This window comes from Streptomyces sp. NPDC058872, assembly GCF_042743065.1.
Lineage (GTDB): Bacteria > Actinomycetota > Actinomycetes > Streptomycetales > Streptomycetaceae > Streptomyces.
The window spans coordinates 61,292-84,923 of sequence record NZ_JBHYMK010000034.1 but is presented as its reverse complement, the minus strand read 5'-3'; the positions used below and the strand labels follow the sequence as shown (position 1 = coordinate 84,923).

General features: G+C 71.1%; 17 protein-coding genes. 16 read left to right on the top strand and 1 reads right to left on the bottom strand.

From position 1 onward, the window contains the following. Positions 1–41: 41 nt before the first annotated feature. Positions 42–1,013, bottom strand: coding sequence for a hypothetical protein (locus tag ACFW22_RS22035; RefSeq protein ID WP_386407250.1), 972 nt, complete (start codon positions 1,011–1,013; stop codon positions 42–44). Positions 1,014–1,151: 138 nt separating this feature from the next. On the opposite strand from ACFW22_RS22035, the gene ACFW22_RS22030 reads away from it, so the two are divergent. The 16 genes from ACFW22_RS22030 to rpmA all read left to right on the top strand — a co-directional run bounded on the left by ACFW22_RS22030 (position 1,152) and on the right by rpmA (position 23,604). After that, complete coding sequence (locus ACFW22_RS22030; RefSeq protein WP_386407247.1) at positions 1,152–3,773, top strand: valine--tRNA ligase; 2,622 nt, start codon at positions 1,152–1,154, stop codon at positions 3,771–3,773. A 154-nt stretch (positions 3,774–3,927) separates the two neighbouring features. Continuing rightward, positions 3,928–5,067 carry a sensor histidine kinase gene (locus ACFW22_RS22025; RefSeq protein ID WP_386407244.1) on the top strand — a complete coding sequence of 380 codons (1,140 nt, stop codon included), beginning with the start codon at positions 3,928–3,930 and terminating at the stop codon, positions 5,065–5,067. A 148-nt stretch (positions 5,068–5,215) separates the two neighbouring features. Next, positions 5,216–6,754 carry a bifunctional folylpolyglutamate synthase/dihydrofolate synthase gene (locus tag ACFW22_RS22020; protein ID WP_386407241.1) on the top strand — a complete coding sequence of 513 codons (1,539 nt, stop codon included), beginning with the start codon at positions 5,216–5,218 and terminating at the stop codon, positions 6,752–6,754. Between the two features lie 5 nt (positions 6,755–6,759). After that, positions 6,760–7,125: a DUF4233 domain-containing protein gene (locus tag ACFW22_RS22015; protein WP_386407238.1), complete on the top strand. Its 366-nt coding sequence runs from the start codon at positions 6,760–6,762 to the stop codon at positions 7,123–7,125. A gap of 64 nt (positions 7,126–7,189) precedes the next feature. Next, entirely contained in the window at positions 7,190–7,603 is a 414-nt protein-coding gene (gene ndk / locus ACFW22_RS22010; protein WP_384884275.1) for a nucleoside-diphosphate kinase, read from the top strand. A 239-nt stretch (positions 7,604–7,842) separates the two neighbouring features. After that, positions 7,843–8,862: a rod shape-determining protein gene (locus tag ACFW22_RS22005; protein ID WP_017239313.1), complete on the top strand. Its 1,020-nt coding sequence runs from the start codon at positions 7,843–7,845 to the stop codon at positions 8,860–8,862. Between the two features lie 65 nt (positions 8,863–8,927). Next, entirely contained in the window at positions 8,928–9,929 is a 1,002-nt protein-coding gene (mreC, locus tag ACFW22_RS22000) for a rod shape-determining protein MreC (RefSeq protein ID WP_386407233.1), read from the top strand. Further along, positions 9,926–10,594, top strand: a complete 669-nt coding sequence (mreD, locus tag ACFW22_RS21995; protein WP_386407229.1) for a rod shape-determining protein MreD — start codon at positions 9,926–9,928, stop codon at positions 10,592–10,594. The genes mreC and mreD overlap by 4 nt, the downstream gene beginning before the upstream one ends. Positions 10,595–10,613: 19 nt before the next feature. Next, a complete protein-coding gene (gene mrdA / locus ACFW22_RS21990) occupies positions 10,614–12,839 on the top strand; it encodes a penicillin-binding protein 2 (RefSeq protein ID WP_386407226.1) in 2,226 nt (741 codons plus the stop codon). Positions 12,840–12,851: 12 nt separating this feature from the next. Continuing rightward, positions 12,852–14,051 (top strand): rod shape-determining protein RodA, encoded by a 1,200-nt coding sequence (rodA, locus tag ACFW22_RS21985; RefSeq protein ID WP_386407223.1) that lies wholly within the window; start codon positions 12,852–12,854, stop codon positions 14,049–14,051. A gap of 19 nt (positions 14,052–14,070) precedes the next feature. After that, positions 14,071–15,609 carry a CHAD domain-containing protein gene (locus ACFW22_RS21980; RefSeq protein ID WP_386407220.1) on the top strand — a complete coding sequence of 513 codons (1,539 nt, stop codon included), beginning with the start codon at positions 14,071–14,073 and terminating at the stop codon, positions 15,607–15,609. A gap of 51 nt (positions 15,610–15,660) precedes the next feature. Continuing rightward, positions 15,661–17,589: a TIGR03960 family B12-binding radical SAM protein gene (locus tag ACFW22_RS21975; RefSeq protein WP_386407218.1), complete on the top strand. Its 1,929-nt coding sequence runs from the start codon at positions 15,661–15,663 to the stop codon at positions 17,587–17,589. Positions 17,590–18,079: 490 nt separating this feature from the next. After that, the gene (locus ACFW22_RS21970) at positions 18,080–18,871 is read left to right on the top strand and encodes a TIGR03936 family radical SAM-associated protein (protein ID WP_386407215.1); all 792 of its coding nucleotides are present in this window, start codon (positions 18,080–18,082) and stop codon (positions 18,869–18,871) included. A 235-nt stretch (positions 18,872–19,106) separates the two neighbouring features. Further along, positions 19,107–22,772, top strand: coding sequence for a ribonuclease E/G (locus tag ACFW22_RS21965; RefSeq protein WP_386407212.1), 3,666 nt, complete (start codon positions 19,107–19,109; stop codon positions 22,770–22,772). Between the two features lie 242 nt (positions 22,773–23,014). Next, entirely contained in the window at positions 23,015–23,335 is a 321-nt protein-coding gene (gene rplU, locus ACFW22_RS21960; protein WP_030211179.1) for a 50S ribosomal protein L21, read from the top strand. A 14-nt stretch (positions 23,336–23,349) separates the two neighbouring features. Continuing rightward, entirely contained in the window at positions 23,350–23,604 is a 255-nt protein-coding gene (rpmA, locus tag ACFW22_RS21955) for a 50S ribosomal protein L27 (RefSeq protein ID WP_010041940.1), read from the top strand. Positions 23,605–23,632 lie beyond the last annotated feature (28 nt).

The following is a 23,632-nucleotide window of genomic DNA, read 5'->3' as shown; positions in this document are numbered from 1 at the left end:
TCTGCGGGGCGCCCCTCCTTCCCTGTACGGGGGGTCCGCGGTCAGGCCTTGACCCGGACCTCCTTGCGGAACGTGGCGGTGAGGGCTGCGGCGTCCTCGGCGGAACCGGCCTTGCCCGTCAGCAAGGCGGCGGTGTCGACCGGGATGACGAGGCCCACCGTGCTGTGGTCGGCCCAGACGCACATCGTCAGGGTCATCGCCGGAGTGCTCGCAGAAGGGTCCGCCTCGGTCGTGAGCTGCTGGCACTTCAGGATCGCGCCGTCGAGCCCGGCCGGCTCGTACGCCCGGGGGCTGCCGACCACCTGCGGCACCTCGGTGCTGTCCTTGTCCTTCTCCGCCTCGGCCTTGGTGGTGGCGAAGACGGAGTCGACGACCTTCTCGGGGTCGTCGATCGTGCCGTACAGGCCGTTGAAGGAGAGGACCTTGCCCCCGAGGGGGTTGGAGGGGTCCTTCACCTGGTAGGAGGCGCCGACCTGGGTGGCGTTCTCGACGCCGTTCTTCTCGGCTTCCTGCAGGGACTTCTTGTCGGAGGAGCCCTCCTTGCCCGGGGCCTTCTTGTACTCGCCGAGCACCGTCTCCGGCGTGATCAGCTTGTGCGGACCGTCGTCCGCGACCGAGGAACCCCCGCCGCCGAGCAGGAAGTACGCGCCCACGCCGATGGCGGTCACCACCGCGACCGCGCCGATGATCCAGCCGGCCTTGGACTTCTTCGGGGCCGGTGGCGGGGGCGGATAGCCGCCCGGTCCCTGGGGCGCGCCGTACTGCGGCGGCTGGCCGTAGGGGCCCGGCGGCTGAGGCTGGCCGTACGGACCGGGCTGCTGGGGGTAGCCGTACGGCTGCTGGGGCGGAACGCCCTGCGGGGCCTGCGGCGGGTATCCGTAACCCGGCTGCGGGGCCTGCGGCTGCCCGTACGGACCGGGCTGCGGCGGTTGGCCGTAGGGGCCCGGCTGCCCGTAGGGGCCGGGCTGCTGGGGCGGCTGCCCGCCGTACGGGCCCGGCTGGTTGTAGCTCATCGACAGGTTCCCCTCACAGGATGTTTATGCGTGCCGAACATCCTGTCGGAACCGCGGGCGGCGAAGTGCGGTGGGGGCCACACCGTTACGGAACCAAAGCGTTTCAGGAGCGGCCCGCCGCACCCCTAAACTGGCCCCGTGACCGAGAACACTCAGCAGCAGACAGCAGCCACCACCGAATTGCCGACCACCTACGCGCCGGCCGAGGTAGAAGGGCCGCTGTACGAGCGCTGGGTAGACCGGGGGTACTTCGAGGCGGACGCGAAGTCCGACAAGCCGCCGTACACCATCGTCATCCCGCCGCCGAACGTCACCGGCTCGCTCCACCTGGGCCACGCCTTCGAGCACACGCTGATCGACGCCCTCACCCGCCGCAAGCGCATGCAGGGCTTCGAGACGCTGTGGCAGCCGGGCATGGACCACGCCGGCATCGCCACCCAGAACGTCGTCGAGCGTGAGCTCGCCAAGGAGGGCAAGTCCCGCCACGACCTGGGCCGCGAAGCCTTTGTCGAGCGCGTCTGGGAGTGGAAGGCCGAGTCCGGCGGTCAGATCGCCGGCCAGATGCGCCGCCTCGGCGAGGGCCTGGCTTGGAGCCGGGACCGCTTCACCATGGACGAGGGCCTGTCCCGTGCCGTCCAGACCGTCTTCAAGAAGATGTTCGACGACGGCCTGATCTACCGCGCCGAGCGCATCATCAACTGGTGCCCGCGCTGTCTGACGGCCATCTCCGACATCGAGGTCGACTACCAGGACGACGACGGCGAGCTCGTTTCGATGAAGTACGGCGAGGGTGACGACGCCATCGTCGTCGCCACGACCCGCGCCGAGACGATGCTGGGTGACACGGCCGTCGCCGTCCACCCCGACGACGAGCGCTACGCCCACCTGATCGGCAAGCAGATCAAGCTGCCGCTGACCGACCGTACGATCCCGGTCGTCGCCGACACGCACGTCGACCCGGAGTTCGGCACCGGCGCCGTCAAGGTGACCCCCGCGCACGACCCGAACGACTTCGCCATCGGCCAGCGCCACGACCTCGAATCCATCGAGGTCCTCGATGAGCGCGGCGTGATCACCACCCACGGCCCCTTCCAGGGCCTGGACCGCTTCGAGGCCCGCTCCGCGATCGTCGCCGCCCTGCGCGCCGAGGGCCGGATCGTCGCCGAGAAGCGCCCGTACGTCCACTCCGTGGGCCACTGCTCGCGCTGCAAGACGACGTTGGAACCACGCCTGTCGATGCAGTGGTGGGTCAAGGTCGAGACGCTGGCCAAGGCCGCCGGTGACGCGGTCCGCGACGGTCGGGTCAACATCCACCCGGCCGACATGTCGCAGCGCTACTTCGACTGGGTCGACAACCTCAACGACTGGTGCATCTCGCGCCAGCTGTGGTGGGGCCACCGCATCCCCGTCTGGCACGGACCGAACGGCGAGCTGGTCTGCGTCGGCCCCGACGACGAGGCGCCCACCGGCGAGGGCTGGACGCAGGACACCGACGTCCTCGACACCTGGTTCTCGTCCGGCCTGTGGCCGTTCTCGACCATGGGCTGGCCGGAGCAGACGCCGGACCTGGAGAAGTTCTACCCGAACTCCGTCCTGGTCACCGGCTACGACCTGATGTTCTTCTGGGTCGCCCGGATGATGATGTTCGGCCTGTACGCGATGGACGGCCAGCCGCCGTTCCGCACGATCGCGTTCCACGGCATGGTCCGCGACGAGTTCGGCAAGAAGATGTCGAAGTCGTTCGGGAACACGGTCAACCCGCTTGACTGGATGGACAAGTACGGCTCCGACGCCCTGCGCTTCACGCTGGCCAAGGGTGCCAACCCGGGCGTCGACGTCCCGATCGGCGAGGACTGGGTCCAGGCGTCCCGGAACTTCGCCAACAAGATCTGGAACGCCACCCGTTTCGCGATGATGAACGGCGCGACGGTCGAGGGCCCGCTGCCGGACGCCTCCGCGATGTCGGCGACGGACCGCTGGATCCTGTCGCGACTGAACAAGGTCGTCGCCGAGGCGGACGCCTACTACGACGACTACCAGTTCGCGAAGCTCGCCGACGCCCTGTACCACTTCGCCTGGGACGAGGTCTTCGACTGGTACGTCGAACTGTCGAAGACCACGTTCTTCGCGGGCGGCGAGCAGGCCAAGGTCTCGGCCCGCGTCCTGGGCGAAGTCCTGGACGTCACCCTGCGACTGCTCCACCCGATCGTCCCGTTCGTCACGGACACCCTGTGGACCACGCTGACGGGCCGCGAGTCGGTCGTCATCGCCGAGTGGCCGATCGACTCCGATTTCCGCGACGAGGCCGCGGAGAAGGAGATCGAGCTGGTCCAGCGGGTCGTCACCGAGGTTCGCCGCTTCCGCTCGGACCAGGGCCTCCAGCCCGGCCAGAAGGTCCCCGCCCGCCTGGAGCTGGCCGGCACCGCGCTCGCCCCGCACGAGGCCGCCATCCGCCAGCTGCTGCGCCTCCAGCCGGAGGGCGAGGGCTTCGCCGCCACCGCCTCCCTGCCGGTCGCCGGTGCCACCGTCGCGCTCGACCTCTCGGGCACGATCGACGTCGCCGCCGAGCGCAAGCGCCTCGCCAAGGACCTGGCCGCGGCCGAGAAGGAGAAGGCCCAGGCCGAGGGCAAGCTCGGCAACGAGGCCTTCCTCGCCAAGGCCCCGGACAACGTGGTCGACAAGATCCGCACCCGCCTCGCCAAGGCGGACGAGGACATCGCCCGCATCCAGGCCCAGCTGGAGAAGCTGCCGCAGGCCTGATCCGTACGAGGGAGGGGGCCCGGAACCGATGACCGGTTCCGGGCCCCCTCTCCGCACCCCGGGGCCGCACCCGCCGGACGAAGTGCCCGATCCCACACCAGAACGGGCGTCAGGTCCAGGGCGCCGTCATGGCGGACCCGGGATGATGGAGGGCATGCCCCGCCTTCCTGCCGTCCCCGCGCTGCGCCGTTGCACGGACCGGTGGGCGGTGTCGCCCCGTGCGCTGGACGTCGTCGCCGCACTCAGCGCCTTCGGCCTGATGGTCCTGGACGTTCCCGGGCTGGCCCGGGCCGACAACCCCCTGACCGGCGTCACTGCGACCCTCGTCCTGGCGGCCGGCGCGGCCACCCTCGTGCTGCGGCGCCGACTGCCCTGGGTGCCGTACGCGGTGGCGCTCGGCCTGATGGGGTGGCTGCACGAACTGACCATGATCCAGTTCGCGCTGTACTCGATCGGTCGCTTCCGGGGCCGGCGCGCCGCGATCGCCGCGACCCTCCTGTACATCGGCTTGGCGTACCTCCTGTTCCTGACGCCCGGCTGGACCGCCCGGCACGGCGACGCCCTCAGCGACTTCCTCAGCCTGGTGGTCCCGATCGGCGTCCTCGCGGCGGGCGTGGGCATCGCCGCCTACCGCCAGGACCTGGTCCGCGCCCTTGAGGCCGAGCGCCGCGAGGCCGCCGCCCGGCAGGCCGTGCAGGAGGAGCGGATCTCCGTCGGCCGGGACGTCCACGACCTGGTCGGCCGCGAGCTCACCGTCCTCGCGGTACGGGCCGAGGTGCTCGCGGTGCGGGCCGGGGGAGGGGCCCATCAGAAGGACTTCGAGGAGCTCGCGGACACCGCCCGGCGCGCCCACCTCATGCTCAACGAGACGGTCGTCCGCCGCGCCGACCGGGACGCCGCGACCCCCGGCCTCGAAGGGCTCGCCGCGCTCGCCGGAGAGAGCGAGCGGATGGGCACCCCCGTCGAACTGGCCGTGGCCGACGGGGTCGAGGCACTGTCCCCGATCCGGCAGGCGGCCGTCCACCGGGTCGTCCGGGAGTGCCTCACGAACGTCGCCAAGCACGCGCCCGGCCTACCGGCGACGGTCGAGATCGCGTTGGACGGCCCCGACCTCCGGATCGAGGTGCGCAACCCCCTGCCCAAGACCCCGCCGGAGCCTTCCCCCGTCTCGACCGGGACCGGCCTGCTCTCCATGGAGGAGCGGGTCACCAGCATGGGCGGCACGCTGAGGGCCGGCCGGGAGGACGGCTTCTACCGGGTGACGGCGCTCCTCCCGACGAGCCTGCCGCGGTAGCGCGCACCGGACGGCCGCGCCCCACCCGGCACGCAGCCCCATGTCCATGATCACCGGTTATGCCCGGTCGGCGCGGCGGTGGGCGCACCGGGCGTTCCGAAAGGGGTGGGTCCACGGCCCTGTCGGCCCCCCTCCGTAGACTGGGCGCGTGAGTGAGCCGAGCGATCAGCGTGACGACCAGTTCGACGACCAGTTCGACGCCATCGTCGACGCAGCAGTGACACCCGCCGCCGACGCGGCGGGCGACCGAGACCCCGACCTGGCGGTGATCGAGGCCGGCAGCCGCACCCTGCGCGCCCAGGCGGGTCCTCCCCAGGGGGACCCCGTGCCCAGCCGCCCCGAGGACCCCGAGCTGGACGAGGCGCTGCGCGCGGTCGAGACCGAGCTGTCCACCCGTTGGGGCGAGACCAAGTTGGAGCCCTCGGTCACCCGGATCGCCGCCCTCATGGACGTCCTCGGCGAGCCGCAGCGCGCGTACCCCTCGATCCACATCACCGGCACCAACGGCAAGACGTCGACGGCCCGCATGATCGAGGCCCTGCTCGGCGCCTTCGAGCTGCGCACCGGGCGCTACACCTCGCCGCACGTGCAGACCATCACCGAGCGGATCAGCCTGGACGGCGCCCCGATCTCCGCCGAGCGGTTCATCGAGACGTACCGGGACGTCAAGCCGTACGTGGAGATGGTCGATGCCCGCGAGGAGTACCGGCTCTCCTTCTTCGAGGTCCTGACCGGCATGGCGTACGCGGCCTTCGCGGACGCCCCGGTGGACGTGGCCGTCGTCGAGGTCGGCATGGGCGGCACCTGGGACGCGACGAACGTCATCGACGGATCCGTCGCCGTCGTCACCCCCATCGACCTCGACCACACCGACCGGCTCGGCGGGACGACCGCCGAGATCGCCGGCGAGAAGTCCGGGATCATCAAGCAGGGCGCGACCGTCATCCTGGCCCAGCAGCCGGTCGACGCGGCCCAGGTCCTGCTGAAGAAGGCCGTCGAGGCGGACGCGACCGTGGCCCGCGAGGGCATGGAGTTCGGCGTCGCCTCCCGCGAGGTCGCGGTCGGCGGCCAGCTCCTCACCCTGCGCGGCCTCGGCGGCGAGTACGACAACGTCTTTCTTCCGTTGCACGGCGCCTACCAGGCGCACAACGCGGCGGTGGCGCTCGCGGCGGTCGAGGCGTTCTTCGGGATCGGTGCGCAGCACGCCAGGACCCTGGACGTCGACACCGTCCGGCAGGCCTTCGCCCGGGTGGCCTCGCCCGGCCGCCTGGAGATCGTCCGCTCCTCGCCGACCGTCATCCTGGACGCCGCGCACAATCCGCACGGCGCCCGGGCCACGGCGGAGGGCATCAGCGAGGCCTTCGGCTTCTCCCGGCTCATCGGCGTGCTCTCCACCAGTGCCGACAAGGACGCCAAGGGCGTTCTGGAGGCCTTCGAGCCGCTGCTCGCCGAGGTCGTGATCACGACCAACTCCAACCCGCGGGCCACCGACGTGGACGCGCTCGCCGCGATCGCGGTCGAGGTCTTCGGAGAGGACCGGGTCGTCGTCGAGCCGCGGCTGCCCGATGCCATCGAAGCGGCGATCACCCTCGCGGAGGAAGAGGCCGAGTACGGCGGTGCGGGAGTCCTCGTGACCGGTTCGATCTTCACGGTCGGCGATGCCCGACTGCTGCTGCGAAGGGGCTGAACCCGATGCGTACGCTCTGTTCCTCCACGCTCATCGGCGAGTTCTTCGTGATCGGCTTCGCCGGGCTGGTCGCCATGAAGGACGACGCCCTCGCGATGTCCACCGTGTGGTGGGTGTGCGGGACCGCGATGGTCCTCTCGGTGCTGTTGTGCGGGATGATCACCCGGCCCGGTGGGGTGCAGCTCGGCTGGGTGCTCCAGGTCGGGCTGATCGCCAGCGGTTTCTTCGTGCCCGTGATGTTCGTCCTGGGGGCGGCCTTCGCCGTCCTGTGGTGGTGTTCGGTGCACTACGGCCGGAAGGTCGACGAGATCAAGGCGGGGTGGGCGGCGTCGCAGGCCGCCCAGGCCTCGGCAGGGCCTGACGCTGCGTAATCGTAGGACGTGCGGGCCCTGTAGCCTCTGAGGCCCGCACACTGCTTTTCCTAAGGAGTACCCCGTGAGCCAGCGATCGCTCGTCCTGCTCAAGCCCGACGCCGTCCGCCGTGGTCTGATCGGTGAGGTCATCGGCCGCATCGAGCGCAAGGCCGGCTGGACCATCACGGCCCTGGAGCTGCGCACGCTGGACCAGGACACGCTGGAGCAGCACTACGGCGAGCACAAGGGCAAGCCCTTCTACGAGCCGCTGATGGGCTTCATGCAGTCCGGCCCGGTCGTCGCGCTCGTGGTCGAGGGCGAGCGGGTCATCGAGGGCCTGCGCACCCTTGCCGGTCCCACCGACCCCATCGCTGCCGCACCGGGCTCCATTCGCGGTGACTTCGGCACCATCGTCCGCGAGAACCTGATCCACGCCTCGGACTCCGAGGAGTCCGCAGCGCGCGAGCTGAAGATCTTCTTCCCGGGCCTCGCCTGATCTGACCCGGAGTCAGCCGAACGGCAGCAGCCTGTGGGGCGACCGAAGGAATTCGGCCGCCCCCAGGCATATGAACGCCAATCCCGGGAACGGATCGCCGCGTCCTTCCGTCACCTCTACTACGGAGGCGGGCCGCCCCGCACAGGGGTGGACCAGCGCGCGCCATCCGTGCGGGCGGCACTACGATGGAAAACTCCACGCCGCACCACTCTCAGCCATGGGAAATCAAGGGGAACTCAATGTCGTTCATCGGCCGTGACATGGCTGTCGACCTCGGGACCGCCAACACGCTGGTGTACGTCAGGGGTCGAGGCATCGTTCTGAACGAGCCGTCCGTCGTCGCCATCAACACCAACACCGGGGGCATCCTCGCGGTCGGTGCGGAGGCGAAGAAGATGATCGGCCGGACCCCCGGCAACATCGTCGCCGTGCGCCCGCTCAAGGACGGTGTGATCGCCGACTTCGAGATCACCGAGCGGATGCTCCGCTACTTCATCCTCAAGATCCACAAGCGTCGCTACCTGGCCCGCCCCCGCGTCGTCGTCTGCGTTCCCTCCGGCATCACGGGAGTGGAGCGCCGCGCCGTCATCGAGGCGTCGACCCAGGCCGGTGCCCGCCAGGTCCACATCATCGAGGAGCCCATGGCGGCGGCCATCGGCTCGGGCCTCCCCGTCCACGAGGCCACCGGCAACATGGTCGTCGACATCGGTGGCGGCACCACCGAAGTCGCCGTCATCTCCCTCGGCGGAATCGTCACGGCACAGTCCATCCGGGTCGCCGGCGACGAGCTGGACAACGCCATCATCCAGCACATCAAGAAGGAGTACTCGCTCCTCCTCGGTGAGCGCACCGCCGAACAGATCAAGATCACCATCGGCTCCGCCTACGACCTCGACAAGGACGAGCACACCGAGATCCGCGGTCGTGACCTCGTCTCCGGGCTCCCCAAGACCGTGGTCATCTCCGCCGCCGAGGTCCGCAAGGCCATCGAGGAGCCGGTCAACGCCATCGTCGACGCGGTGAAGACCACCCTCGACAAGTGCCCGCCGGAGCTCTCCGGTGACGTCATGGACCGCGGCATCGTTCTCACGGGTGGCGGTGCCCTGCTGCGCGGCCTCGACGAGCGGCTCCGCCGCGAGACCGGCATGCCGATCCACATCGCCGAGGACCCGCTGGACTCGGTGGCGCTCGGTTCCGGCAAGTGCGTGGAGGAGTTCGAGGCGCTCCAGCAGGTCCTCGACGCACAGCCCCGCCGCTAGTACCGCAGCACCCGACGTAGTACAACCGAACAACCGGACCACGAGGAAAGGCACGGCCGCCGCACGTGAGGGACACACGAGAGAGCCGGCTGCTCCTGGTGCTGCTGATCGCCATCGCGTTCGCATTGATCACGGTGGACATCCGCGGGGGCCAGGAGTCGCCCGTCGACGGTGCCCGACAGGCCGCAGCGGCGGTCTTCGGGCCGGTCGAGAACGGCGTGGCGGCCGCCGTCGACCCGGTCGCCCACGCCATAGGCGCGGTACGGGACTCCGGCGAGCGGCACACCCGGATCGCCGCCCTGGAGAAGGAGAACGCCGAGCTCAAGGCGAAGCTCGGCAGCGACGACCGCAACCGCAACCGGCTGCGGGAACTCGACTCCATGCTGAAGACCGCCGGTGCCGGCCAGTACGGCATCAAGGGCGCCCAGGTCATCGCCATAGGAGCGGCCCAGGGCTTCTCCTGGACGGTCACCATCGACGTCGGCAGCCGCGACGGCATCACCCGGGACATGACCGTGCTCAACGGTGCCGGGCTCGTCGGCCGCGTCACCACCGTCGGCCCCTCCACCTCCACGGTGCTCCTCGCCAACGACCCCGACTTCACCGTCGGCACCCGGATGGAGAAGAGCGACGAACTCGGCTTCGCCACCGGCCGGGGCGACAGCCCCCTCCTGGTCCAACTCCTCAACGGCAAGGCCAAGGTCGAACCCGGCGACCGGCTCGTCACCTTCGGCTCGCGCGCCGACAAGCCCTTCGTCCCCGGCGTCCCGGTCGGCGAGGTCGTCCGCGTCGACCCGGCGGGCGGCGGCCTGACCCGCAACATCTACGTCCGCCCGTACGTCGGCTTCACCAAGCTCGACATCGTCGGCGTCGTGGTCCAGGCCCCGCGCTCGGACCCCCGGGACACGGTCCTCCCGCAGAAGCCCAAGCCCGCGCCGACCGTCACCGTCACCGTCACGCCGACGCCGGACGGGCAGCAGACGGACCGGCAGAACCGGGCCCAGAACCAGAACGACGGCCAGAGCGACCAGCAGGCGCGGCAGGACCAGGGGGACGCAACACCGTGAAGTTCAACCGCATCCTCCTCTCCGCCACCCTGATCGTCGTCGCCCTGGTCGTCCAGGTCTCCGTCCTGGCCCGCCTCCAGCTCCCCGGAGCCGTCCCCGACCTCGTCCTCCTCACCGTCGTCGGCCTCGCCCTCGTCTACGGACACGTCAGCGGTGCCCTCATCGGCTTCACCGCCGGCCTCCTCGCCGACCTCGCCCCGCCCGCCGACCACGCCGCCGGCCGCTACGCCCTGGTGCTCTGCGTCGTCGGCTACCTCGTCGGCCTCGCCAAGCCGGACAACGGCCGGCTGACCTCCGCGACCGGCCCGATGGCCGTCGTCGTCGCCGCGGCCGTCGGCTCCACCCTGCTCTACGCGGGCGTCGGCGCCCTCGTCGGAGACACCGCCGCCCGTCATGTCGGCCTCGGTTTCCTGCTCTTCACCGCGGCCCTGTACGACCTGCTCCTCGCGCCCTTCACCGTGCCGCTGATCATGGCCCTCGCGCGCCGCGCCGAGAACGATCCGCTCGGCGACTCCGGCGGGGGCAACAGCGCGGACGTCGCCTCCGGTTGGCTCTCCTCCGGCACCGGCCTCAGGATCGGCGCCCAGCGCGGCGGGCTGCGCGTGAAGGCCGCACGGAACCGCGCCTCACGGGCCGGACGCATCAAGGGAGTCAAGCGACTGTGACCGAGGGGGCAACGGCAGCATGAGCAACATCCCCGAGACCGGACGGACCCCCCGGGTCCAGATCCGGCTCGTCGTCATCCAGATCCTCGTCTTCTCGCTGCTCTTCACCCTGGGCGGCCGGCTCTGGTACCTCCAGATCCGCAACGGCAAGGAGTACACCGACGAGGCGAAGAACAACCACGTCCAGCAGGTCGTCCAGCCCGCCGTCCGCGGCTCCATCCTCGACGCCCGCGGGGTTCCGCTCGCCGACAACGAGACCCGCCTCGTCGTCTCCGCCTCCCGCACCGAACTCATGAAGATGGAGGACGACGGGAAGGCCGTCCTCACCCGGCTCGCCGGCGTCCTCGACATGAAGCCCCAGGACGTCATCAACAAGATCCGGCTCTGCGACTCCAAGACGCCGAAGCCCTGCTGGAACGGCTCCCCGTACCAGCCGATCCCGGTCACCGACGAGGCCACCACCCAGCAGGCCCTCCAGATCCGCGAGCGCGCCGAGGACTTCCCCGGCATCACCGCGGAGCCCACCGCCGTCCGCCGCTACCCGGCCCCCGGCGAAGCCCGTACCTCCCAGGTCCTCGGCTACCTCTCGCCCGTCACCGACGCCGAGATCGAGAAGGCCAAGGACACCGACTCGCCGTTCCTCCGTTCCGACCAGGTCGGCCGGTCGGGCCTGGAGCGCACCTACGACAAGGAACTGCGCGGAAAGGCCGGGGTCACCCGCTACGAGGTCGACAACCTCGGCCGGGTCATCGGCCAGGCCAAGAGCGACCCCGCCGTCCCCGGCGCCAACGTCATCACCTCGATCGACGCCCGCGTGCAGGCGGTCGCCGAGTGGGAGCTCCACAACGCGATGGTCGAGGCCCGCAAGGTCCACGACCGGAACACCAACGAGAACTACAAGGCCGACGCCGGCGCCGTCGTCGTCATGGAGGCGAAGACCGGCCGCATCGTGGCCATGGCCTCGCAGCCCGACTACGACCCCAACGCCTGGGTCGGCGGCATCTCGGCCAAGGACTACGCGGCCCTCACCGGCAAGAACTCCAACTTCCCGCTGCTCAACCGGGCCATCCAGGGCCAGGCGGCCCCCGGCTCGATCTTCAAGGTCGTCTCGTCCACCGCGGCCGTCAGCGCCGGGTACGACTTCAACGGCCGCTACCCCTGCCCGTCCTCGTACTCCATCGGCGGCCAGGTCTTCAAGAACTTCGAGTCCCAGGGGCACGGCAGCATCACCCTCGGCCAGGCCCTCGAAGTCTCCTGCGACACCGTCTACTACGCGCTCTCCCACCAGCAGTGGCTCAAAGACGGCGGGATGAAGCCGAAGAAGGACGCCAAGGACTGGTTCTACACGACGGCCCATCAGTTCGGCCTCGGTGCCGAGACCGGCATCGACCTCCCCAACGAAGTCACCGGCCGGGTCCCGGACCGCCGGTGGAAGCAGAAGTTCTGGGAGGCCAACAAGGACTACTGGTGCAAGATCGGCAAGCGCGGCGGGACCTACGTCGAGCAGCTCTCGTACGAGAACTGCCTCGAAGGCAACCTGATGCGCGCCGGTGACTCCGTCAACTACTCCATCGGTCAGGGCGACACCCTCGTCACCCCCATCCAGATGGCCACCATCTACGCCGCCATCTCCAACGGCGGCACCCTGTGGAACCCGACCGTCGGCAAGGCGGTCGTCAGCCCCGACGGCAAGACGGTCACCGAGATCGAGCCCGAGTCCCACGGCAAGCTGCCGATGACCGCCAAGACGCGCGACTTGATAGACGAAGCCCTCGCCGGCGTCGCCACCCGCGGCACCGCCGCCTGGCGCTTCGCCCAGGTCGGTTGGCCGCAGGACAAGATCCCGATGCACGCCAAGACCGGCACCGCCGAGGTCTACGGCAAGCAGACGACCTCCTGGTTCGCCACGTACACCAAGGACTACGCGATCGTCATGACGATCTCCCAGGGCGGTACCGGCTCCGGAGCCTCCGGCCCCGCGGTGCGCAACATCTACGACGCGCTCTACGGCCTCGACGACGCCGGCAACCAGGACCTCAAGCGGGCCCTGCTGCCGCAGCCGCAGAAGGCCCTGCCGAAGATCGAGGCGGACGGCTCCATCGACGCCCCCACGATCAAGCCGTACGACCCCGACGCGCAGAAGGTCGACCCGAACGCGCCCTCGCGGGTCCAGGACGCCACCACCCCGGCCAGGGAACCGGACGACGACCAGGCACTCGCGGGCCCGCCCGCCAGCCGGCTCTAGGGACTGAGGCCCATGACCGCACCCCACGGCTTCTCCGTCTCCCGGTACGCACCCGAGCGCGGCACGCTCGCCAGGTTGACCGCCCGCGACTCCGTGCTCCGCCGGCTCGACTGGCCGATCCTGCTCTCGTCGCTCGCCCTCTCCGGGATCGGCGCCCTGCTCGTCTGGTCCGCCACCCGGGGCCGCACCCAACTCAACAACGGCGACCCCTACTACTTCCTCTTCCGGCACCTCCTCAACACCGGCATCGGCTTCGCCCTGATGGTCGGCACGATCTGGCTCGGCCACCGCACCCTGCGCGGCGCCGTGCCGATCCTCTACGGCCTCTCCATCGTGCTGATCCTCGCGGTCCTCACCCCGCTCGGCGCCACCATCAACGGCGCCCACGCGTGGATCGTCGTCGGCGGCGGCTTCTCCCTCCAGCCCAGCGAGTTCGTGAAGATCACGATCATCCTCGTCATGGCGATGCTGCTGGCCGCCAAGGTCGACGCGGGAGACCAACTCCACCCGGACCACGGCACCGTCGCCAAGGCCCTGGCCCTGGCAGCCCTCCCCATGGGCATCGTCATGTTGATGCCCGACCTCGGCTCGGTCATGGTCATGGCCGTCATCGTGCTCGGCGTGCTCCTCGCCTCCGGCGCCTCCAACCGCTGGGTCCTCGGCCTGATCGGCGCAGGCGTCCTCGGCGCCGTCCTCGTCACCGCGCTCGGCATGCTCGACGAGTACCAGATCAACCGCTTCGCGGCCTTCGCCAACCCCGATCTCGACCCGGCCGGCGTCGGCTACAACACCAACCAGGCCCGCATCGCCATCGGCTCCGGGGGCCTCCTCGGCGCCGGACTCTTCAAGGGCTCGCAGACCACCGGGCAATTCGTGCCCGAACAGCAGACCGACTTCGTCTTCACCGTCGCGGGGGAGGAGCTCGGCTTCGTCGGCGCCGGACTGATCCTCGTCCTGCTCGGCATCATCCTCTGGCGCGCCTGCCGGATCGCCCGCGAGACCACCGAGCTCTACGGCACGATCGTCGCGGCCGGAATCATCGCCTGGTTCGCCTTCCAGTCCTTCGAGAACATCGGGATGACCCTCGGCATCATGCCGGTCGCGGGCCTACCGCTGCCGTTCGTCTCCTACGGCGGCTCGTCCATGTTCGCGGTGTGGGTGGCGATCGGACTCCTCCAGTCGATCCGGGTCCAGCGGCCCATAACGGCCTGAGGGCCACTAGATTCGAGGCATGGCGGAGACGAAGCGCGAGATCGAGCGGAAGTACGAAGCCACCGGGGACACGGAGCTGCCCGACCTCACCCGGGTGACCGGGGTCTTCGCCGTCCTCGACCAGGGCGTCGACGTCCTCGACGCGGTCTACCACGACACCCCGGACCTCCGGCTGGCCGCCGCCTCGCTCACGCTGCGTCGCCGCACCGGCGGCCGGGACGCCGGCTGGCACCTCAAGTTCCCCGTGGCCTCCGGCATCCGCGACGAGGTCAGGGCCCCGCTGGGCGACTCCCTCCCGGACGAGCTGGCGGGGCTCCTCAGGTCCAGGGTCCGCCACGCCGACGTCGTCCCCGTGGTGCGGCTCCGCTCCCGGCGGGCCGTCCACCACCTGACGGCACCGGGCGGCACCCTCCTCGCGGAGCTCTCCGTGGACACGGTCCACGCGGAACGCCTCCCGGGCGGGGAAACGGCGGACTGGACCGAGATCGAGGTCGAGCTCGCCGACGGCACCGAGGACGAGACGATCCTCGACGCGATCGAGAAGCGCCTCAAGAAGGCGGGCGTCCGCCGCTCGGCCTCCCCGTCGAAACTGGCCAGGGCCCTGGAGGAGACGGGCGGCGCCGGCACGGCCCCGGACGGGGCTCCGGCCGAACCGGATGCGGTGCCGGGCCCCGGCACCGCCGGGGCCGCCGTGCTCGCGTACGTACGGGAACAGGTCGAGGTGATCGTCGCGCTCGACCCCGCCGTCCGGCGCGACCTGCCCGACGCCGTGCACCAGATGAGGGTCGCCTGCCGCCGTCTGCGCAGTGCCCTCACGACCTACCGGAAGGTGCTCGACCGGACGGCCACCGACCCCGTCGGCGCCGAGCTGAAGTGGTTGGCCGGCGAACTGGGCGCCGCTCGCGACCAGGAGGTCCTGGTCGAGCGGCTGCGCCACGGGATCGACGCGCTGCCCCGCACCCTGAGGCTCGGCCCCGTCCGACGACGGCTGCGGATCTGGGGCACCGCCCAGGAACGCGGCTCCCGGAGCCGCGCCCTCGCCGCCCTCGACTCCGAGCGGCACCTCGCCCTCCTCGACCGGCTCGACGCGCTGCTGACCGATCCGCCCCTGCGTCCCGCAGCCCGCGGGGACGCGACGAAGGTCCTCCCCCGGTCCGTGCTGCGCGATGACCGCCGCGTCGCCCGCAGGATCGAGCACGCCCTGTCCCTCCCCCCGGGACGCGCCCGGGACCTCGCGCTCCACGACGCCCGCAAGGCCGCCAAGCGCGCCCGCTACGCCGCCGAGGTCGCCGTTCCGGTCCTGGGGAAGCCCGCGAAGAAGCTCGCCTCCCGCTTGAAGGAGGCACAGTCACTGCTCGGGGAGCACCAGGACGCCGTCGTCGCCCGCGAGACGCTGCGCACCCTGGCCGCGCAGGCTCACGGAGCTGGGGAATCCGCTTTCACCTGGGGACTTCTCTACGGCCGTGAGGAAGCCGCGGCCGCCGCCCGGGAGCGGGAACTCCCCGGGGTCTGGGCGCGGGCCTCGGCCCCCGAACTCCGGGCGGCACTGGCTCGCTGAACACCGGGGTACGCTTGAGAGTCGCCCCCTGCCAGCTCACGAAGGTTCGAGATGTCTGCTGCCGAGTCTGTCTTCCCGCAGCTCGAAGCTCTGCTCCCGCACGTGCAGAAGCCGATTCAGTACGTCGGTGGAGAGCTGAACTCCACGGTCAAGCCGTGGGAGTCCGCCGACGTCCGCTGGGCGCTGATGTACCCGGACGCGTACGAGGTCGGTCTGCCCAACCAGGGCGTCATGATCCTCTACGAGGTGCTGAACGAGCGCGAGGGCGTCCTCGCCGAGCGCACCTACAGCGTGTGGCCGGACCTCGAAGAGCTGATGCGCGAGCACGGCGTGCCCCAGTTCACGGTGGACAGCCACCGCCCCGTCGGCGCCTTCGACGTCTTCGGCCTGAGCTTCTCCACGGAGCTGGGCTACACCAACATGCTCACGGCCCTCGACCTGGCGGGCATCCCGCTGGAGGCGAAGGACCGGACCGTCGACCACCCGATCGTGCTCGCCGGCGGCCACGCCGCGTTCAACCCCGAGCCGATCGCGGACTTCATCGACGCGGCCATCATCGGCGACGGCGAGCAGGCCGTCCTCGACATGACCGAGATCATCCGCCAGTGGAAGGCCGAGGGCCGCCCCGGCGGGCGCGAGGAGGTCCTCCTCCGCCTGGCGAAGACGGGCAGCGTCTACATCCCGCGCTTCTACGACGTCGAGTACCTGCCGGACGGCCGCATCGGCCGTGTCGTGCCCAACCGGTCCGGCGTGCCGTGGCGCGTGTCCAAGCACACCGTCATGGACCTGGACGAGTGGCCGTACCCCAAGCAGCCCCTCGTTCCGCTCGCGGAGACCGTCCACGAGCGGATGTCCGTCGAGATCTTCCGCGGGTGCACCCGCGGCTGCCGCTTCTGTCAGGCCGGCATGATCACGCGCCCCGTGCGGGAGCGAAGCATCACCGGCATCGGCGAGATGGTGGACCGCGGTCTGAAGGCGACCGGCTTCGAGGAGGTCGGCCTGCTCTCGCTGTCCTCCGCGGACCACACCGAGATCGCCGACATCGCGAAGGGGCTGGCCGACCGGTACGAGGAGGACAAGATCGGTCTTTCCCTCCCGTCCACCCGGGTCGACGCCTTCAACGTCGACCTGGCCAACGAGCTGACCCGGAACGGTCGCCGCTCCGGCCTCACCTTCGCCCCCGAGGGCGGCTCCGAGCGGATGCGCAAGGTCATCAACAAGATGGTCTCGGAGGAGGACCTCATCCGGACCGTCTCCACCGCGTACGGCAACGGCTGGCGCCAGGTGAAGCTGTACTTCATGTGCGGCCTGCCGACGGAGACCGACGAGGACGTCCTCCAGATCGCCGACATGGCGATGAACGTGATCGCCGAGGGGCGGAAGGTCTCCGGCCAGAACGACATCCGCTGCACCGTCTCCATCGGTGGCTTCGTCCCCAAGCCGCACACCCCCTTCCAGTGGGCCCCGCAGCTGTCGGCCGAGGAGACGGACGAGCGCCTGCGCAAGCTCCGCGACAAGATCCGCGGCGACAAGAAGTACGGCCGCTCGATCGGCTTCCGCTACCACGACGGCAAGCCCGGCATCGTCGAGGGCCTGCTCTCCCGCGGCGACCGTCGCCTCGGCGCGGTCATCCGCGCGGTGTACGAGGACGGCGGCCGCTTCGACGGCTGGCGCGAGCACTTCTCGTACGACCGCTGGATGGAGTGCGCCGAGAAGACGCTTCCCGAGGTCGGCGTGGACGTCGCCTGGTACACCACCCGCGAGCGCACCTACGAAGAGGTCCTCCCCTGGGACCACCTGGACTCCGGTCTCGACAAGGACTGGCTCTGGGAGGACTGGCAGGACGCCCTCGACGAGACCGAGGTCGACGACTGCCGGTGGACGCCGTGCTTCGACTGCGGCGTGTGCCCGGCGATGCAGACCGAGATCCAGGTCGGCCCGACCGGCAAGAAGCTGCTGCCGCTGACGGTCGTGAAGTAGTCAACGGCCGGACGACGGCCCGGCCGGGGGTGAACCCCCGGCCGGGCCGTCGTGTCGTTCCGGAGGCCCCCGACCGCTTCGACGGGTTGCTGTGGAAGGCGATCGGACCCCCGCCGGTCCGGGCCGCACCGGGCGGCCCGCACCTCCCGTGGCCCCCGGCTGCGCACCGGGGCGGGGGCACCCGCCAGCCCCACCGCGCGGCCGTTCGCGCCGCCGCCCGGGAGACGGGCTCCGCCCCCTTCGGCGGAGCCCGCCGATCTGGCCCTGGGAACCTGAGGTGGCCCGGGCGCGTACTCTGGGTAGTACAACGAACGTCCCCGGCGCGGTGCCCGGACCCGAGATCACCCCGTGAAGGCGGGCGTGAACCGGGCGGGCCCCCCAGGGCCACCCGCACATCTCGTGGACGGACGCGTCCCCCGCGTCCGCCCCGCATCGAGGAGAAGAACCACTGGGCAAGCGACAGCCCGAAGGCCCGCCGCCCGCACCGGCGGTGCAGCGCATCCGACTGCGCTACACCAAGCGCGGCCGCCTCCGGTTCACCAGCCACCGTGACTTCCAGCGCGCCTTCGAGCGTGCGCTGCGCCGTGCCGAGGTGCCCATGGCGTACTCGGCGGGCTTCACCCCGCACCCCAAGGTGTCGTACGCCAATGCCGCCCCGACGGGCACGGGCTCCGAGGCCGAGTACCTGGAGATCGCTCTCACCGAGGCGCGTGATCCGGAGACCCTGCGGGCCCTGCTCGACGAGTCCCTCCCGGCCGGTCTCGACATCACCGATGCCGTCGAGGCCCGGACCTCGGGCCTCGCCGACCGACTCACCGCCTCCGTGTGGGAGCTGCGTCTCGAGGGCGTCTCCGTGGAGGAGGCGGAGAAGGCCGTCGAGACGTTTCTCGCCGCCGAGACGGTGGAAGTACAGCGCAAGACCAAGAACGGAGTCCGCACCTTCGACGCCCGTTCCGCGGTCACCCAACTGACGGCGGACCGTGCCCAGGGCGACCCCCGGGGTGATAGGCCGCTGGACGGCGCCTGTGCGATACTGCGCCTGGTCGTTCGGCACCTGACACCTGCCGTACGACCCGACGACGTCCTGTCCGGTCTCCGAGCTGTGGCCGACCTGGCGCCGCCGGTCCCCGCTGCGGTGACCAGGCTGGCGCAGGGGCTCTTCGACGAGGAGTCCGGCACGGTGACCGACCCGCTCGCGCCCGACCGCGAGGCAGTCACGGCCGCTTCACCCACGGCCGCCGGGACCGCCTCAGCGACGGCGCCGGGTGCAGGTACCGCGTAGGGAGCGGTCGTCGTAGCGCCGCCCTGGCACTCGGGAGCCACCTGGGTCGGGCAGCGCACTGACCAGGAGACTTTCGCCAGGCCGTCCGCACAAGGCGTACGGAACCGGCGAGCCAGACATACAGCTCCCGTGCGGCGCCCGCGCCCCGGACGGCGGCACCGCGCCACAGGCGCGATCCTGCCGCCGGACCGGAACCAGACGCGGCGCCCGGGAGCGTGACGGGAGAACCGCCCGCATGCTCGAGTCCAACGAAGACACCAATGCCCCCGGTGACAAGCTGCCGCCGCGCCGCAGGCGCCGCGCCGCTTCCCGCCCCGCCGGTCCGCCGGTGACGGGCGTCACCGACGAGACCCCGGCGACCGCCGACACCCCGGCCGCGGAGACCGTTCCGGCCGAGACCGTTCCGGCCGAGGCCGCCCCGGCGCGTCCGCGTCGTCGGGCCACCCGCAAGGCCACCTCGCCGACCGCTGCCGCGGCGCCGGTCGCCGAGACCGTCGTGGAGCCGGTCGCGGCTCCGGAGCCCGTCGTGGAAGAGGCCCCCGAGGTCCCTGAGGCCGCCCCGGCGCGTCCGCGTCGTCGGGCCACCCGCAAGGTCACCTCGCCCGTGACCTCGACGGCCGCCGCGGAGGGCACCGCCGAGCCGGTCGCTCCGGCTGCCGAGGTCGTGGAGGCTCCGGCCGCCGAGGTCGTGGAAGAGGCCGCGCCGCCGGCCCGTACCCGTCGTCGCGCCACCCGCAAGGCCACCTCGCCCGAGGTGACCGCGGAGGCGCCCGCCACCGGCGAGTCGCTGCCCCGTTCCGCGGTCGAGCAGATGGCCGCCGACGAAGCCGAGGTCGCCGCCGCCGAGACCGCGGCGACCCGTGGCCGCGGTCGGCGCCGCGCCGCCTCGCCGCAGTTCACCTCCGAGCCGGCCCCGGTCCGCGAGACGCGCCGCGCCGAGCGTCCCGCCGTTGCCGTCTTCCAGGCCCCGGTCTTCACCGAGCCGATGTTCCAGACCCCGGAGACCGCGGCTGCGGCAGCCGCCGTCGTGGTCGAGGAGCCGGAGGAGGACGAGGTCGTCGAGGCCGCGGAGGCCGTCGAGACCGCGGAGGTCGTCGAGGCCCCGGAGACCACGGAGCGGGCCGAGTCCGGCTCCCGTCGTCGCCGTCGTCGCCGCAGCGAGCCCGTCGCCGTCGAGCCCGTACCGGCCACCGTTGCCGACGAGCCCGAGGTGGAGGCAGCCGCCGACGAGCTCGAAGAGGTCGCGGAGGACGAGGAGACGGACGAGCACGAGGACCGTCCCTCCCGTCGTCGCCGTCGCGGCGGCCGTCGTCGCCGCCGTGGCGAGCTCACCGAGGTCGAGGAGGCCGAGGAGGGCGAGGAGCCGCAGGCCGAGGAGGAGGCCGAGGAGGGCGAGGAAGAGTCGGAGGAGGCCGAGTCCTACCCCGCAGGTTCCACCAGCTCCCGCCGTCGCCGTCGCCGTCGCCGCCGCAGCGGGGACACCGCGGCCGAGGTCGAGACGGCCGACGAGGACGGCGTCCGCACGGTCGTCAAGGTCCGCGAGCCCCGCCCGGCCCGCGAGAAGGCCGAGCCGTCCGACGAGGTCCAGTCCATCAAGGGCTCGACCCGCCTGGAGGCCAAGAAGCAGCGCCGCCGCGAAGGTCGTGAGCAGGGCCGCCGTCGCGTCCCGATCATCACCGAGGCCGAGTTCCTGGCGCGTCGCGAGGCCGTCGAGCGGGTGATGGTCGTCCGCCAGAGCGGCGAGCGCACCCAGATCGGCGTCCTCGAGGACAACGTGCTCGTCGAGCACTACGTCAACAAGGAGCAGGCCACCTCCTACGTCGGCAACGTCTACCTGGGCAAGGTCCAGAACGTGCTGCCGTCCATGGAGGCCGCCTTCGTCGACATCGGCAAGGGCCGCAACGCCGTCCTCTACGCGGGCGAGGTCAACTTCGAGGCGCTCGGCATGGCCAACGGGCCGCGCCGCATCGAGACCGCCCTCAAGTCCGGCCAGTCGGTTCTCGTGCAGGTCACGAAGGACCCGATCGGCCACAAGGGCGCCCGTCTGACCAGCCAGGTCTCCCTGCCGGGCCGATACCTCGTGTACGTCCCCGAGGGCTCGATGACCGGCATCAGCCGCAAGCTCCCGGACACCGAGCGGGCCCGTCTGAAGACCATCCTCAAGAAGATCGTTCCCGAAGACGCCGGCGTCATCGTGCGCACCGCCGCCGAGGGGGCGAGCGAGGACGAGCTCCGCCGTGACGTCGAACGACTGCAGGCGCAGTGGGAGGACATCCAGAAGAAGGCGAAGAGCGGCAACGCCCCGACCCTGCTCTACGGCGAGCCGGACATGACCGTCCGGGTCGTCCGCGACATCTTCAACGAGGACTTCTCCAAGGTCATCGTCAGCGGCGACGAGGCGTGGGAGACCATCCACGGCTACGTCGGCCACGTCGCGCCCGACCTGGTCGACCGGCTGTCGAAGTGGACCAGCGAGGTCGACGTCTTCGCCACCTACCGGATCGACGAGCAGCTGATGAAGGCGCTCGACCGCAAGGTCTGGCTGCCCTCCGGCGGTTCGCTGGTGATCGACAAGACCGAGGCGATGGTCGTCGTCGACGTCAACACCGGCAAGTTCACCGGCCAGGGCGGCAACCTGGAGGAGACCGTCACCAGGAACAACCTGGAGGCGGCCGAGGAGATCGTGCGCCAGCTGCGGCTGCGCGACCTCGGCGGCATCGTCGTCATCGACTTCATCGACATGGTCCTGGAGTCCAACCGCGACCTGGTGCTGCGCCGCCTCCTGGAGTGTCTGGGCCGGGACCGGACCAAGCACCAGGTGGCCGAGGTCACCTCCCTCGGACTGGTCCAGATGACCCGCAAGCGGGTCGGCCAGGGCCTCCTGGAGTCCTTCTCCGAGACCTGTGTCCACTGCAACGGCCGTGGCGTCATCGTGCACATGGAGCAGCCGACCAGCCCCGGTGGCGGTGGCGGCGGCAAGCGCTCGAAGAAGCGCGGACGCGGTGGCGCCGAGCACGCCCACGAGCACGAGCACGTCGAGGCCGTGGAGCAGGAGGGCGCCGAGCCGGAGACGGCCGAGACCGAGGCCGAGGTCGCGGCCGAGCTGGCCGCCCCGGTGGCCCTGCCGGTGCCGATCGCCCCGGACGAGGAGCTGTACGGCTCCGTCGCCGAGGCCGAGGCCGCCGCCACCCGTGGTCGGGGCCGCCGCCGCGCCACCCGCCGGGTGTCCGCTCCCGCGGTCACCACGCCCGTCGCTCCGGCGCCGGCAGCGGAGACCGAGGCCGTCGTGGTCGAGCCCGCGCCCGCCGCACCGGTGGTCGAGGCGCAGCCCGCCGGTGCACCGGAGCCGGTCGCCGAGCCGGTGGTCGAGGAGGCCCCGGCCCCCCGTGGCCGTCGTCGTGCCACCCGCCGTGCGACCTCCCCGGTCGTCTCGACCGGGGAGACGAGCCCGGAGACCGCTCCGGCAGCCGCTGCGGAACAGGTCGCCGAGCCCGTTCCGGTCCCGGAGCCGGTCGTCGAGGCCGCCGTCGAGCCCGTCGTCGAGGAGGCCCCCGTGGCCGCTCCGCCGCGGGCCCGTCGTCGGGTGGTCCGCAAGGTGACGGCCCCCGCCGGTTCGCCCGCGGGCACCGAGGAGGCTGCCGTCGTCGTGGTGCCCACGACCTCGTCCGAGGCACCTGCGGAGGCCGCCGAGGCGCCGGTCGAGACCGAGGAGGAGGCGGCGCCGGCCAAGAAGACGGCTGCGCGCAAGACCGCCAAGAAGGCCACGGCCAAGAAGGCCGCCACCAAGAAGACGGCGGCGAAGAAGACGGCGGCGAAGAAGACCACCGCCAAGAAGGCCACGGCGAAGAAGAGCACGGCGAAGAAGGCCGCGGAGAAGACCGCGGCCCCGGCCCAGGACTGACCGGCCGGTGCGGGCCGTTCCTCCGAACGGGGGGCGGCCCGCAGCCCGGGCGAATTTGACCCTCGGCGTCAGCCGCCCGTAACCTAGACCGTCGGCGCGTCTGTCGATGCGCCGCGCCTCTGAGCACCTCCCTCCCGCTCGTCGGGAGAGGCCGCTCGTCCGATTCCGGAACGCCACGGACCTCCGGGTCCGTGTGAGTGGCTGGCGTCAGAGGTTTCATCCCGAGTGAGAGAGAGATCCGCGTGTACGCCATCGTGCGCAGCGGTGGTCGCCAGCACAAGGTTGCTGTCGGCGACATCGTTGAGGTTGACAAGATTTCCACTGCCAAGGTTGGCGACACGGTCGAGCTCTCGACCCTGCTCGTTGTCGACGGCGACGCCGTGACCAGCGACCCGTGGGTCCTGGCCGGCATCAAGGTCGAGGCCGAGGTCGTGGATCACCACAAGGGCGCCAAGATCGACATCCTGCGCTACAAGAACAAGACCGGCTACCGCCGTCGCCAGGGTCACCGTCAGCAGTACACGGCGATCAAGGTCACCGCGATCCCGACGGCCGCGAAGTAAAGAGGGACTGAGCAATGGCACACAAGAAGGGCGCATCGTCCACCCGGAACGGTCGCGATTCCAACGCCCAGCGGCTCGGCGTGAAGCGCTTCGGCGGTCAGGTCGTCAACGCGGGTGAGATCCTGGTCCGCCAGCGCGGCACCCACTTCCACCCGGGCGCGGGCGTCGGCCGTGGCGGCGACGACACGCTGTTCGCCCTGCAGGCCGGTTCGGTGCAGTTCGGCACCCACCGTGGCCGCAAGGTCGTGAACATCGTTCCGGTCGCCTGATCGGATCTTTGCGGAGGCGGACCTCACT

Excerpts from the sequence above, each read along its gene's own strand:
- ACFW22_RS22035 (WP_386407250.1), bottom strand. The coding sequence starts at position 1,013 with ATGAGCTACAACCAGCCGGGCCCGTACGGCGGGCAGCCGCCCCAGCAG.
- rodA (WP_386407223.1), top strand. The coding sequence starts at position 12,852 with ATGACCGCACCCCACGGCTTCTCCGTCTCCCGGTACGCACCCGAGCGC.
- ACFW22_RS21975 (WP_386407218.1), top strand. The coding sequence starts at position 15,661 with ATGTCTGCTGCCGAGTCTGTCTTCCCGCAGCTCGAAGCTCTGCTCCCG.
- rpmA (WP_010041940.1), top strand. The coding sequence starts at position 23,350 with ATGGCACACAAGAAGGGCGCATCGTCCACCCGGAACGGTCGCGATTCC.
- ACFW22_RS21965 (WP_386407212.1), top strand. The coding sequence starts at position 19,107 with ATGCTCGAGTCCAACGAAGACACCAATGCCCCCGGTGACAAGCTGCCG.
- ACFW22_RS22005 (WP_017239313.1), top strand. The coding sequence starts at position 7,843 with ATGTCGTTCATCGGCCGTGACATGGCTGTCGACCTCGGGACCGCCAAC.
- ACFW22_RS21980 (WP_386407220.1), top strand. The coding sequence starts at position 14,071 with ATGGCGGAGACGAAGCGCGAGATCGAGCGGAAGTACGAAGCCACCGGG.
- ACFW22_RS22025 (WP_386407244.1), top strand. The coding sequence starts at position 3,928 with ATGCCCCGCCTTCCTGCCGTCCCCGCGCTGCGCCGTTGCACGGACCGG.
- mrdA (WP_386407226.1), top strand. The coding sequence starts at position 10,614 with ATGAGCAACATCCCCGAGACCGGACGGACCCCCCGGGTCCAGATCCGG.
- ACFW22_RS22015 (WP_386407238.1), top strand. The coding sequence starts at position 6,760 with ATGCGTACGCTCTGTTCCTCCACGCTCATCGGCGAGTTCTTCGTGATC.